The organism is Microcoleus sp., assembly GCF_041354475.1.
GTDB lineage: Bacteria > Cyanobacteriota > Cyanobacteriia > Cyanobacteriales > Microcoleaceae > Microcoleus.
Map to the genome: position 1 here is coordinate 1 of NZ_JBGJZU010000082.1, position 12,653 is coordinate 12,653.

The window sequence follows — 12,653 nt, forward strand, 5'->3', positions numbered from 1 at the left end:
ATCTCCGGCGACATAGCTACAAGCTGGAAAGCACTCGTAGGTGTCGTGACCTTACTAACGTAGCCTAGTTAAAGACTTAGACTGGCTATCTCGTCCACTTTTGTCCAGTGTTTAGCGGATAGCACAATTACTTACTGTTGATGCTCATATGGTAATCGAAAAACCTGTTTTATTTAGGAAATTAGGTTTTTCGATGGGCTCTAAACTACTGCTGGTTCCAGCATTTTGACGTTAGAGTAGTTGAACTCGGTTGTTGTCTGTTGACCTTGTTCTTTCGATCGCACTACTTGCTTAGTCATGACATAATAGTCACCTATTTTCTCGAAAGTGTCTTCAAATTCGAGTTCTCTGGTGATTTCATTAGTTTCTGGGTTGCGGAAAACAGCATCGTAGTGACTAGCCAAGGAACCTTCCGGTGTCTCTAGGCTTTTGTGAGTATCAATTACGAAAGCCATGCGGCCCATCACCCGGCTGACTTGACAAATTGACAAACCTCGGATTTTATAATTCGATCCCATCGAGTCGCCTTGCACCAAGATGTCCACAGCATCGGTGTCATCCTTCTCGCCGAGGGTGAAGTTGTTTTTCCCGTGAGATTTTTCAAATGTTGAGCGTTTGCGGTGGGTAACAATGTCCCGCATTTGAGTGTAGACACTTTGCTGCACTTCCTCGTCTGCAATGCCGCTCACTTCCACAGTCATGTCTGGCTTAATCGAAACATTACCCGTGTATACTTCGTCGCCTTGCTTGAGTTCGATGTCGGCACTGTAACCAGGAAAGTTGGCATCCCAAGTGTAGCGGTGTTCGTAGGCAGCGCGAAATAGGTCGCGAGCGTTTGCTGTCTCTGTCATGAATCTCTCTCTTTACTATGTACACGCATCTACTACTTTAGCTTGTAAGCGAAAGCCGCGCACTTTATCCGATCGAGATTGTTAGATTTAGCCCTATTTGCCGATCGCAAGTAGCTATAATATTAAATCAGGGTCAGAAAAAATTTAGTTATATGGCGATCGGGTGTTTCTTGTGGCTATCTTGAAAAAAATTGCGTCCAGTTCTGATGACTGGCGACGATCACAACTATAAATTTATTTTTCAAATGCTAGAAAAAACATTTCAACACCTGCAAGCGTTGCAAACACAAGTCAATCAACTGCCACCTGCACAACAGGGAATTTTAAAAAAAACTTTGGACAACCTGTTTAATTCTTTGCAAGAATTGGCAGTCAGCGACCAGTTTGAAAGCGCCACAAACAATGCGGCTAAGCTGGTAGAATTAGAAAAATCCAATCGCCTTTTAGAACGCACCTCAGCGCAACAAGCCTCTCAACTTAGACAGTTACAAGAACAATTCCAAAAAGAACTCAGCCAGTACCGTCGGGAGAATCAAGCACTCACAAAAAGTGAAGCAAAACTCCAAAAAGTGCTGCGAAATTCTCCCGATATAATTAGCATTTTAGAGTCGGATGGGCGAGTGCGATATCACAGCGCCGCAGTGGCACGAGTTTTGGGTTACAAGCCAGAAGCAAGAATTGGCAAAGTTCAGGGTGAGTTAATTCATCCTGATGATTTACTGGCTTGGCAAGCATATTTTGGTAAGTTGTTGGAACATCCGGGAATTGCTAAGCCGATCGAATATCGGGTGCGGCACGCTGACGGTTATTGGGTATATATAGAGTCTATTGGTAATAGTTTGCTGTTTGATTCTAATGTCCGCGGAATTGTCATGAATTCGCAGGAAATAGGGGAACGCAAGCAAGCAGAACTAGCAATCAAGGAGTCGGAGTTTCACTACAAAATCATGTCGCAAATCACTTCAGATTTTGCCTATTCTTTTAGGGTGACACCCGATCGCAAATTTGTCTGCGAGTGGGCAACAGAAGCTTTTGGGCGCTGCACTGGCTACCTTCCTGAAGAATTAGCAGCGTCGGGCTGGTGGAGTTCAGATCTGGTTCATCCTGATGACAAGCAGATGTTGATCGAGCAATTACAAGAGTTTACTTCTATTCGCATGGGAACCAATGAGTATCGAATTGTTAACAAAAAAGGCGAGGTGCGCTGGGTGAAGGATCGCTGGCAAGCTGTTTGGGACAAGACTGAGGGACGGATTGTGCGTTTGTGGGGTGCTTGTCAGAAAATTAGCGATCGCAAGCAAGTAGAAGTACAACTACAATTGGCTAAGGAACTGTTACAAGCACAAATAGAATCTGCGCCACTGGCCATAATTTGTACTGATACCAAGGGCAAGGTAACTGTCTGGAACCCCATGGCAGAACAAATTTTTGGTTGGAGTGCTACACAAGTTTTGGAGCAAATTGAGCCTAATATTCCCGAAGGCAAAGAGCAAGATTTTCAGGCTACACTCAAGTCGGTGTTAAATGGCAAGGCACAGAACGGTTGTGAAGTGTCTCTGTTAAAGAAAGACGGTGGCTCGATCGATCTTTGGCTATTCGCCGCACCGGTGCAAGATGCCAGCGGCCAGACTATCGGCTGCATAAAAATATTTTCTGACCTTTCAGAACGCAAGCGCATAGAGTCAGAGCGCCAAAAACTTGTAGGGCTAAAAAATATGGAAGAACCCTTTTGGGCTCGTTATATTACTCCTCCAACAAATACTAAAAAAAGTAAGTAAAAGCAAGGGCGCAGAATCATGATACAGAAAGCTTTTTAGCCACCAATATCTTACGTTTAATTAATTATTTAATAAATAATTAAAAATAAATAGTTGGAAACAGTCGATCTGATTAGTTGTAGAAAACCCTAATGGATCGATGAGCGATTCAACTATTTAGTCCTGGGAAGATGTCTCCTGACTTCTGATTGCAGCCAGGTCTGCGTGAGTCTGACAAGCATCGCTTAACTGAATGAAATCTAAGACATTACCAATTACCTTAGAAAGGTGGAGAGCAGAACGGTGAGCTTCTTGGATAAAAGCCCTCTCCTCTATGGGATCGTCTGCCATATCATCTACAGTTAGTTGTAGATAACCAATAATGTGATTTAGGGGCGTGCGGAGTTCGTGGGACGCTTTCAACATGAACTGCTTTTTGAGCTGGGAAAGTTCTGTGACTCTATCGCTGCGCTCTTGATAGAGCGTGGCGAGGGCGATGGCGCTTCCTACTTGATCGGCAAGTTCTTGAGCGAATTCGATTTGGCACTGAGTCCAAGGTCGATCGCCTATATTGTTTCCTAAATTATCCTGACCGCATCGGTGCAAACTAATAATGCCGTTAGCTTGCTCTTGATAGGCTGTAGCCACCACTAACACTGACTGTCTGCCGAAAGGGTCATCGTCGGCAAAGGAGTCAAATACCACGGGTTCTAGGGTGGCGATCGCCTCCATAAAATGAGGTGTTTCTATTAAGGAAAGCTCTACTCCCAGCATGGCTGGAAATCGATCCTGACAGTATTCGGCTGCCACCTTAACTTGCAGGCTAGAACTTTCATAGGGACAAATGATACAGCGACTGACATCAAGGGTTTGCCCCAGACTATTAACTGTTTGCTGCCAAATGCCATTTAGATCCAGAGTTTTACGAATCTTTCTGCCAATTTGCAGTAAAAGTTTTTGCGATTGAGCTGATATCTGCTGATTCATAGCAACCCCTTTTCTACTGGAATGGCAAAATTTTACCACTCCGCCAACAGAGGAGGAATTTACTGAATTTGCCAACTCCAGACTGTCGAATTTCTGACTTCCGTAATTACACTTAAATGTTCCCACAGGCTTTCAAAAATTACTAGCTAACTGTAATTATTTCTATAATAACATTATACTTCTCATACTTAAGAAGTTTTGTCAAGTTTTTGTAAATTTTCTTTATATTACGTTCTGGGCAAGCTCAATCAGGCATCAAAATCCCTATAAATACGTTGTATTCTCAATGGTTTCACGGAAAATAATAGGGGGTTTGATACCTACCTCCCCAAATACCTGTTGGGTCTAGGCGCCCAAAGACCACTGCGGGACGATTGTCATCAGTCTAGAGTCCCAAAAATAGGGAGCAAGGGCAAAAAAAGAGTAATAATTAATACATATTTCTGGAATTCGCTGAATTCCCATAATTAATAACTCAGTCCTGGACGCACGGGGGGTCAAAAACCAGGGTACTGCTACTAACTAAGGACTGCTAACTATTGACAAAATAATGGTTCTTGGTAAAGTAAGACGGTGAAAGTAACCGTCGATCCGAGTCCTTCCCCCATGCTGTAAAAATTGACCGTACCCCCCATTGCCTCTACCAGTTTTTGAGTAATAGCCAATCCCAAACCGGTGCCACCATATTTTCTGGTACGATCGCCATCTACCTGAAAAAAAGACTCAAACAATTTATCTTGTTTGTCAAGAGACACCCCAATCCCAGTATCAGCAACTCGGATTTTGATCAGACCAGGAAACTCCTGATTCTGAAAAGTAACTTTTTTCTTAATTGCTTCGGTACTAATACGAATGCCACCTTCGTTTGTAAATTTAATCGCATTGCCAGTCAGATTCAAAATAATTTGAAGCAGACGTCGGTAATTGCCATACACAATAATTTCCTCCTCCGCAGATAGGGTTTGGACTTGAAATTTCAATCGCTTCTCTTCCACCTGCACCCGCGTCAAAGACTCAACCTGCTGCAAAACTTCACCTAGTTTGACAGGAGCGAGGTCTAACTGCATTTTGCCAGCTTCGATTTTAGCGACATCCAAAATATCGTCGATGACGTTGAACAAAAGTAGGGCAGAACGATGAGCTTCCAGGATAAATTCACGGGCTTCTTCCGGGTCATCTGCCATGCCGTCCATCAGTAATTTCAGAAAGCCAAGGATGCCGTTGAGGGGGGTGCGAAGTTCGTGAGAAGTATTAGCCAGAAACTGACTTTTAAGCTGGGAAAGGGCAACGGCTTCGGCGCGGGCCTGTTCTAGTTCTTGATAGAGAGTAGCATGGGCGATCGCGCTTCCGACTTGAGCGACCAATTCGCGGGCGAATTCCAGTTCTAGAGGAGTCCACTGCGGGGAATCTCCGCAGCGGTGCAAAGCTATCAGTGCATTGGGTTCTCCTTGATAGGAAGTAGCGGCTACCAGCACCGAGTGTCGCTGGAAAGGGTCATTGGCGGGATAAGCACACTCAACAGCTACTGGCTTGAGGGTAGCTAAAGTTTCAGTCCACCCCGGCTGTTCGGCCGCTTGCAATTCTAATCCCAGCATGGCAGAGTAAGGTTCTTGACGGTACTCTGCTACTACTTTGAGGGTTTTTGATTGGAAATGTTCGATAGGAAGGGGAGGAGGTGAAGTAAAGGGATGGTCCTGGGCAATGGGCAGGGCCAATTCCGATACTGGGGCATCGGAATTTTCGATATTTTTCGGGGGAATGAATGGGGAGGATTTGAAAATTTCGCTGCTTTGTTTGTAGGGACAGATGATACAGCGGCTGGCATTTAAAACTTGACCGAGACTGTTGGCTGTTTGCTGCCAAATTGTCTCTAAGTCTAGGGTTCGGTGGAGGTTTTGAGCTATTTGGGAGATGATTTGGCGATTGATTTCGGAGTAGGGAGGGAGGGAAGTAGCAGGGATACAGGTTTCTGGGAGCAGCTTTTGTGGCTGAAGTTGTGAGTCCAAGGCGTCAGAATTTAGCTTCTGGTCTGTGGGTTTGTCTGACAGCAAGCGTCCCATTACTAAAACTGTTGTAGCTGTGCCGTTTGAGGTGATAATGGGAGCGACTGTCACATCGAAGAGTAAATATGTTTCGCCGGGACTAAATGGATAGCTAAACCTTTCTGGTGTGAGGGTTTCGAGGATTCGTTGCACGCGCTGGAGGTATGGTTTCGCCGGAACAGGTGGAAAGTTGTCGATCGCCCCACCATCGACAATTTGTTCTACTGTAAGATTGTGCTGCTCGCCTTGCTGCCAATAAAAAGATAGATATTGACCGTTTCTGTCTTGTGTAAATATTAATTCTGCCCCTAACTCTTGGAAAAAGGCTGTAGAGGCCAGGCTCGATCGCCGAAAATCTGTGTTAGAGTCCATCAGAATAGCAGATAAAAGTAGTTTTGCTTTTTGATTTGGGAGTTAAATAGTTTAATCGTTCAATAGTTTAATCGTTCAATAGTTTAATTGTTCAATACTTTGTTATTCAAAATCCCCAACTTAAAACTATCAACTATTTTTGGATGCTACCATTAATTTTATATTTATTAATAAACTCAAAAAATACTCACTTTTAAATCGAGCACCTCAGACTCGAAACTATTTGTTGTCAGTTATTGTGTTTGATGTTGATGACTACTATTTAATATTTAGAAATGTTCCTTCGCCGATTAATTATCTGGCTTAAAAATTCCTAAAATATTTGATGCTGTCAGACCCTGAAACTGGTGACTAACCATCCCATTTTGTCTCTCACTTTTCAGCATTAACTGATTATTTTTTAGGTAAATTTATGGTAGAAAATTATGATTTTGTAGTGAAATCTGCCTGTGATGATAGCTGGGGGGCGATCGCAAATTTCACAGCCAACAGATTAACGCCGGAATTCGCGATCGACCCTCAGTCGTTCCACTCACCACGAGGCGGAACTGGGGGGTTGCGGCGCAAGCTCAGAGCCAACTCGTCTTCACGGCGATCGCCCCTTAACCACTGCCTAATTGCAGTTTCAATAACTTTGCTAGGGTCATTTGTCAAGTGCTGAATTTGGTCTAAAAGTTCAGGATCGATGTGGATGGATAATTCCACTTTTTCTGACGCAGCGTGGGAAGGTATGCTTGACTCGCTCATAGTTAAAAAAATCCTAGTTTTAATTCTTAAGTTTCAATCGCTTAATTGTTTGAGTTAGTGTGTGGTACACAAACACCTGACTGGAGGGGGAGAAGCACCGACAGAGGGACACACAGAGGAGGAGGGGGAGAGAGACACAGACAGGAACAGAGGGACAGAGGGAAGTTTTTTTGGGTTGGGTTTCCTGGCTTGATAGGACAGGGTGGGAGATCTTCACACTTTTGAGGTTTTCCTTTCAGGGAGATCGCTTTGACAAGGGAGGGAGTGTTTAGGTTGAGTTACTGATTGGTGGTTTGATTTCAATCCCCAATCAGAGGTTTAAGCAGGCACTGTACTCTTGCTTGTGTAATCATACAACAAAAAGTATCCTTTGCCGATTAGGTCTTTGACAAAAAATATGACTAACGTCCCTGTATCTCGCATTCGCAATTTTTCGATTATTGCTCACATCGATCACGGAAAATCCACTTTGGCCGATCGCCTGTTGCAGGCGACTGGGACAGTCCAAGCACGGGAGATGAAAGAGCAGTTTTTAGACAACATGGAGCTCGAACGCGAGCGTGGGATTACGATCAAGCTGCAAGCTGCTCGGATGAATTATACTGCCAAGGATGGTCAGGACTATGTGCTTAATCTGATCGACACTCCTGGACACGTAGACTTCTCCTACGAGGTGTCGCGATCGCTGGCTGCTTGTGAAGGTGCGCTGCTGGTAGTTGACGCATCTCAAGGTGTGGAAGCACAAACCTTGGCAAATGTCTACCTAGCTTTGGCAAACGATTTAGAAATTATTACTGTTTTAAATAAAATTGACCTACCGGGGGCGGAACCAGAACGGGTAAAAGGGGAAATTGAAGAGATTGTCGGACTCGACTGTAGCGACGCGATTCTGGCTTCTGCGAAGGAAGGTATCGGTATTGATGATATTTTGGAGGCGATCGTCGAAAAGGTGCCACCACCACAGGATACCGTCGATCAACCACTCAGGGCGCTAATTTTTGATAGTTATTACGATGCTTATCGTGGAGTAATTGTTTATTTCCGGGTGATGGATGGCAGTGTCAAAAAAGGCGATCGAGTATTATTGATGGTTTCGGGCAAGGAATATGTCATCGATGAATTAGGCATACTTTCACCAACTCAAATCCCAGTAGATGAACTCCACGCCGGAGAAGTAGGTTATCTAGGCGCAGCGATTAAGGCAGTAGCGGATGCTCGCGTGGGAGATACAATTACTTTGGTCAAAAAGCCTGCACCGGAGCCTTGGCCTGGTTATACCGAGGCGAAACCGATGGTGTTTTGTGGCTTATTCCCGATCGATGCTGACCAATTTCCAGACTTGCGGGAAGCCTTGGAAAAACTCGAACTTAACGATGCGGCCCTTTCCTACGAACCAGAAACATCCAGTGCGATGGGATTTGGTTTCCGCTGCGGTTTCTTGGGTTTGCTGCACATGGAAATTGTGCAAGAAAGACTGGAACGAGAATACAATTTAGATTTAATTGTGACTGCTCCTTCCGTGGTTTATCAAGTCACGACAATTAAGGGAGAAGTCCTAACAATTGACAATCCGAGCCACTTGCCAGACCCTCAGTATCGTGATAAAATTGAGGAGCCTTACGTGCAAGTAGAAATGCTATCGCCCGAAACATATGTGGGGACTTTGATGGAATTATCTCAGACTCGGCGGGGCATTTTTAAAGATATGAAATATCTCAGTCAAGGGCGGACTACATTGATTTATGAGTTGCCTTTGGCGGAAGTAGTGACTGACTTTTTCGATCAGATGAAATCGCGATCGCGCGGTTATGCCAGCATGGAGTATCACCTGATTGGCTATCGCGAAAATCCCTTGGTGAAATTGGACATTTTAATTAACGGCGATCCAGTAGATGCTTTGGCGATGATTGTACACCGCGATAAAGCCTATAATGTGGGCCGCGGCTTGACGGAAAAACTCAAGGAGTTGATTCCTCGCCACCAATTTAAGGTTCCCATTCAAGCGACGATTGGCGCGAAGGTGATTGCTTCAGAGCACATTCCGGCTTTGCGGAAGGATGTGTTAGCGAAGTGTTACGGTGGCGATATTTCGCGGAAGAAGAAGCTGCTGCAAAAGCAGGCGAAGGGTAAGAAGCGGATGAAGTCTGTGGGTACTGTGGATGTGCCGCAGGAAGCTTTTATGGCTGTGCTGAAGCTCGATCGCGATTCGTAATTTGTCTGTAGCTTTTTGTGAGGAACAGGCCAGAGATCCTGTTCCACAAACAGTCAGTCTTCGTGGGATGGGCCGGAGAACCCGTCCCCAAAATGCTGATTGAAAATGATATGAGATGTACAATATATACTACTGAGCTAAAATTCAGACCAAGGACATCCACATTTGGGCGTCCAACATGGTAAAAATTCCATCTAAACCCGATAGTTTTGCAACAGCGTACTTGGGAAATGAAGGGCGATCGCTCTTAATTACTGTCAAGATTTATTTATCGAAAATATCAAATATTAAATAAAATTTTGCTGCTTAGAATTACCATAGATAGCCATCAGTTTAATGTATCTAAAAATGCCAAACGCCTCAAGAAATTCATCAAACGTTACCAAAAAGCCTTTACATTGTCGATCGCAATTTTGTTATTCTATTAGCAAGTTTCACTCGATCGACTGAATTTTTGTACCACAGTCCTACCCCCTAAACAGAAAGGCAGTTTCCACCATGAGAATTTTAGTCACAGGCGGTGCGGGCTTCCTCGGTTCCCACCTAATCGATCGCCTAATGGCCCAAGGACACGAAGTAGTCTGCCTGGATAACTTTTACACCGGCACCAAACGCAATATCCTCAAATGGCTAGACAACCCATACTTTGAGCTAATCCGCCATGACATCACCGAACCAATTCGGTTAGAAGTAGATCAGATTTACCATCTAGCCTGTCCCGCTTCCCCAGTACACTATCAGTACAACCCTGTCAAGACACTTAAAACAAACGTCATCGGCACGATGAATATGTTGGGATTAGCCAAACGAGTAAAAGCCAGATTTTTTCTAGCTTCCACTTCTGAAGTCTATGGAGATCCAGATGTTCATCCCCAAACAGAAGATTATCGTGGCAACGTTAATTGTATCGGAATTCGCAGTTGTTACGACGAAGGGAAGCGAGTAGCTGAAACCCTATCTTTCGACTACCATAGGCAAAATGGTGTAGACATTCGAGTCGTGCGAATCTTCAACACCTACGGCCCGCGAATGTTAGAAAATGATGGCCGAGTCGTCAGCAATTTTATTGTTCAAGCTTTACGAAATGAACCACTGACAATATACGGAGACGGTTCCCAAACCCGGAGTTTTTGCTATGTTTCAGATTTAGTTGAAGGATTTATTCGCTTGATGAATAACAACGAAATCGGGCCGATGAATTTAGGGAATCCCGGAGAATACACCATCTTGGAATTAGCCCAAAAAATTCAAAACATGATTAATCCAGGGGCAGAAATTATCTTTAAACCCCTGCCCCAAGATGACCCAAAACAGCGGCAACCGGATATTACTCGTGCTAAAACTTGGTTGGGATGGGAGCCCACTGTGCCGCTGGATCGAGGTTTGGAGTTAACTATCAAGGATTTTCGCGATCGCATCGAGGGAAATAAACAGTAGATACTGAGAGATTTGTAGGGGCAAACCCCCCGTGGTTGCCCCTCTAAAAAATATTCCCAATTCCCAATTTCCCAATTCCCAATTCCCAATTCCCATCAGAATTCATTTACTTTGAGGATATTTCTATGCGTGTATGTGTCATTGGTACGGGATATGTTGGCTTAGTCACCGGCACTTGTTTAGCCCACATCGGACATCATGTGATTTGTGTAGACAACAACGAAGAAAAAGTCAAGTTAATGAAGTCTGGACAATCGCCAATTTTTGAACCCGGACTTTCGGATTTAATGTCTTCTGCATCTGCCTCTGGCAATCTAGAATTCACCTCAGATTTAGCCGCCGGAGTTGCCCACGGAGATATTTTGTTTATTGCAGTCGGCACCCCTCCTTTACCTACAGGAGAAAGCGATACTCGTTACGTGGAGGCAGTTGCACGCGGCATTGGTGCTCACCTAGACGGTGAATACAAAGTATTAGTAAACAAATCAACAGTCCCCATCGGTTCCGGGGATTGGGTACGAAGAATTGTATTAGATGGTTTGGCAGAACGTCAAAAACCTCAAAGTAGCGAAGGGGCTACGGGGGAGGAAGTAGCAGCAAAAACAGGTGTTCAATTTGATGTAGTCAGTAACCCGGAGTTTTTGCGAGAAGGTTGTGCAGTTCATGATACCTTTAATCCCGATCGCATTGTTCTCGGCAGCAATTCTCAGCGGGCGTTAGATATGATGGTAGAGCTGTACAACCCGATTGTCGATCGCAAATTTGCTGACAATACCTCATTACCACCAGTGCCCGTAGTCCAGACTGATATCAGTTCAGCCGAGATGATTAAGTACGCAGCCAATGCTTTTTTAGCAACAAAAATCAGCTTTATTAATGAAGTGGCTAATATTTGCGATCGCGTCGGTGCAGATGTTACCCAAGTCGCCAAAGGAATCGGACTAGATTCACGAATTGGTGGCAAATTTCTGCAAGCAGGAATTGGTTGGGGCGGTTCTTGTTTCCCCAAAGATGTTTCAGCCTTAGTTCACACTGCTAACGATTACGGCTACGAAGCACATTTGCTAAAAGCAGCAGTAGAAGTTAACGAACGTCAACGATTGATTGCTATTGAAAAATTGCAGCAAGTTTTAAAGATTCTCAAAGGCAAAACAGTCGGACTTTTGGGTTTAACTTTCAAGCCAGATACTGATGATTTACGCGATGCTCCTTCCCTGAATTTAATCGAGAATTTGAACCGATTAGGAGCGAAAGTTAAAGCTTACGATCCGATTGTTTCTCAAACTGGAATGCGTCACGGTTTGTCAGGAGTATTGGTAGAAACTGACCCCGAAAGACTAGCTGATAGTTGCGATGCTTTAGTATTGGTGACAGACTGGGAACAGTTTCGCAATTTAGACTATCTAAAAATGGCGAAATTGATGAATCATCCAGTGATGATTGACGGCCGTAATTTCTTAGACAAGAAAGTTTTAGAAGCCGCTGGTTTCCAATATGTAGGAATTGGAAGGTAAATTTTCCCATCCAAGAACAGAACTAAAAAGCTTGTGGGGTGGGCATCCTGCCTGCCCAAAAACACACTGGAAACAGCTTAATTATCTGACAGTACCGATCGCAATTTTGACCCCAGACACCGATCGCAATTCATCCATTACCCCAGTTACCACCCCGTGACTAACCAACTTATCCGCATTAATCAAAACTACAACCTCCCGTTGCTGCAACGGAATCAAAGCACGAACTCTAGTCGAAACCTCATTTAACTTAACAGGTTGACGATTCAGCGCCAAATTGCCATATTTATCAACAGTAACCACCATAGGAATTGATTGCTGCTGAACATTACCCATTATAGCTTTAGGTAAAATAACCGGCAACCCTTCCGAGCGACTCAAAAACAAACTAGACATGATAAAAAACGTTAAAATCGCAAAGATGACATCAATCATCGGCACGATATTGATTTGCAGAGGAACATCATCAATTTCTTCTGGTAAGCGCATGAGACATCTCCATACTTGTAGCTAAAATCAAATCCTGTATTCATGAGAATCATTCACATCTCTCCCCTTTCTCTGGTTCCTCTGCGTACTCTGCGGTAAAAAAATCCGATAGTAAGCCCATGAGACATCTCCATACTTGTAGCTAAAATCAAATCCTGTATTCATGAGAATCATTCACATCTCTCCCCTTTCTCTGGTTCCTCTGCGTACTCTGCGGTAAAAAAATCCGATAGTAAGCCCATGAG

At 44.1% G+C, this 12,653-nt stretch carries 9 protein-coding genes; 4 read left to right on the plus strand and 5 right to left on the minus strand.

The window, feature by feature from the left end; translation table 11 throughout:
• Positions 1-200 precede the first annotated feature (200 nt).
• Entirely contained in the window at positions 201-851 is a 651-nt protein-coding gene (locus ACBR23_RS23535) for a DUF3386 domain-containing protein (protein ID WP_371117105.1), read from the minus strand.
• A gap of 206 nt (positions 852-1,057) precedes the next feature.
• Here ACBR23_RS23535 and ACBR23_RS23540 point away from each other — a divergent pair, with 206 nt between their 5' ends.
• Entirely contained in the window at positions 1,058-2,629 is a 1,572-nt protein-coding gene (locus ACBR23_RS23540) for a PAS domain S-box protein (RefSeq protein ID WP_371120099.1), read from the plus strand.
• Positions 2,630-2,785: 156 nt separating this feature from the next.
• Here the strand turns inward: ACBR23_RS23540 and ACBR23_RS23545 are convergent, their stop codons facing one another.
• The 3 genes from ACBR23_RS23545 to ACBR23_RS23555 all read right to left on the minus strand — a co-directional run bounded on the left by ACBR23_RS23545 (position 2,786) and on the right by ACBR23_RS23555 (position 6,756).
• Entirely contained in the window at positions 2,786-3,595 is an 810-nt protein-coding gene (locus ACBR23_RS23545; RefSeq protein WP_341739769.1) for a GAF domain-containing protein, read from the minus strand.
• Between the two features lie 536 nt (positions 3,596-4,131).
• Positions 4,132-6,009, minus strand: coding sequence for an ATP-binding protein (locus tag ACBR23_RS23550; RefSeq protein WP_371117103.1), 1,878 nt, complete (start codon positions 6,007-6,009; stop codon positions 4,132-4,134).
• A gap of 519 nt (positions 6,010-6,528) precedes the next feature.
• Positions 6,529-6,756, minus strand: a complete 228-nt coding sequence (locus ACBR23_RS23555) for a hypothetical protein (protein WP_341731561.1) — start codon at positions 6,754-6,756, stop codon at positions 6,529-6,531.
• A 397-nt stretch (positions 6,757-7,153) separates the two neighbouring features.
• Between ACBR23_RS23555 and lepA the strand changes: the two genes are divergently transcribed.
• From lepA to ACBR23_RS23570, 3 genes are all read left to right on the plus strand, one after another.
• On the plus strand, positions 7,154-8,968 hold the full coding sequence (gene lepA, locus ACBR23_RS23560; RefSeq protein ID WP_341739767.1) for a translation elongation factor 4: 1,815 nt from the start codon (positions 7,154-7,156) through the stop codon (positions 8,966-8,968).
• 498 nt (positions 8,969-9,466) lie between these two features.
• Positions 9,467-10,405, plus strand: a complete 939-nt coding sequence (locus ACBR23_RS23565) for a UDP-glucuronic acid decarboxylase family protein (protein WP_371117102.1) — start codon at positions 9,467-9,469, stop codon at positions 10,403-10,405.
• Positions 10,406-10,530: 125 nt separating this feature from the next.
• Positions 10,531-11,919 carry a UDP-glucose/GDP-mannose dehydrogenase family protein gene (locus ACBR23_RS23570; protein ID WP_371117101.1) on the plus strand — a complete coding sequence of 463 codons (1,389 nt, stop codon included), beginning with the start codon at positions 10,531-10,533 and terminating at the stop codon, positions 11,917-11,919.
• An 81-nt stretch (positions 11,920-12,000) separates the two neighbouring features.
• On the opposite strand, the gene ACBR23_RS23575 is transcribed toward ACBR23_RS23570, so the two are convergent.
• The gene (locus ACBR23_RS23575; RefSeq protein WP_341739764.1) at positions 12,001-12,408 is read right to left on the minus strand and encodes a biopolymer transporter ExbD; all 408 of its coding nucleotides are present in this window, start codon (positions 12,406-12,408) and stop codon (positions 12,001-12,003) included.
• Positions 12,409-12,653 lie beyond the last annotated feature (245 nt).

What these genes read in the sequence shown, in the direction of transcription:
- ACBR23_RS23545 (WP_341739769.1), bottom strand. Translation starts at nt 3,595, where the DNA reads ATGAATCAGCAGATATCAGCTCAATCGCAAAAACTTTTACTGCAAATT.
- ACBR23_RS23555 (WP_341731561.1), bottom strand. Translation starts at nt 6,756, where the DNA reads ATGAGCGAGTCAAGCATACCTTCCCACGCTGCGTCAGAAAAAGTGGAA.
- lepA (WP_341739767.1), top strand. Translation starts at nt 7,154, where the DNA reads ATGACTAACGTCCCTGTATCTCGCATTCGCAATTTTTCGATTATTGCT.
- ACBR23_RS23540 (WP_371120099.1), top strand. Translation starts at nt 1,058, where the DNA reads ATGACTGGCGACGATCACAACTATAAATTTATTTTTCAAATGCTAGAA.
- ACBR23_RS23570 (WP_371117101.1), top strand. Translation starts at nt 10,531, where the DNA reads ATGCGTGTATGTGTCATTGGTACGGGATATGTTGGCTTAGTCACCGGC.
- ACBR23_RS23535 (WP_371117105.1), bottom strand. Translation starts at nt 851, where the DNA reads ATGACAGAGACAGCAAACGCTCGCGACCTATTTCGCGCTGCCTACGAA.
- ACBR23_RS23565 (WP_371117102.1), top strand. Translation starts at nt 9,467, where the DNA reads ATGAGAATTTTAGTCACAGGCGGTGCGGGCTTCCTCGGTTCCCACCTA.
- ACBR23_RS23550 (WP_371117103.1), bottom strand. Translation starts at nt 6,009, where the DNA reads ATGGACTCTAACACAGATTTTCGGCGATCGAGCCTGGCCTCTACAGCC.
- ACBR23_RS23575 (WP_341739764.1), bottom strand. Translation starts at nt 12,408, where the DNA reads ATGCGCTTACCAGAAGAAATTGATGATGTTCCTCTGCAAATCAATATC.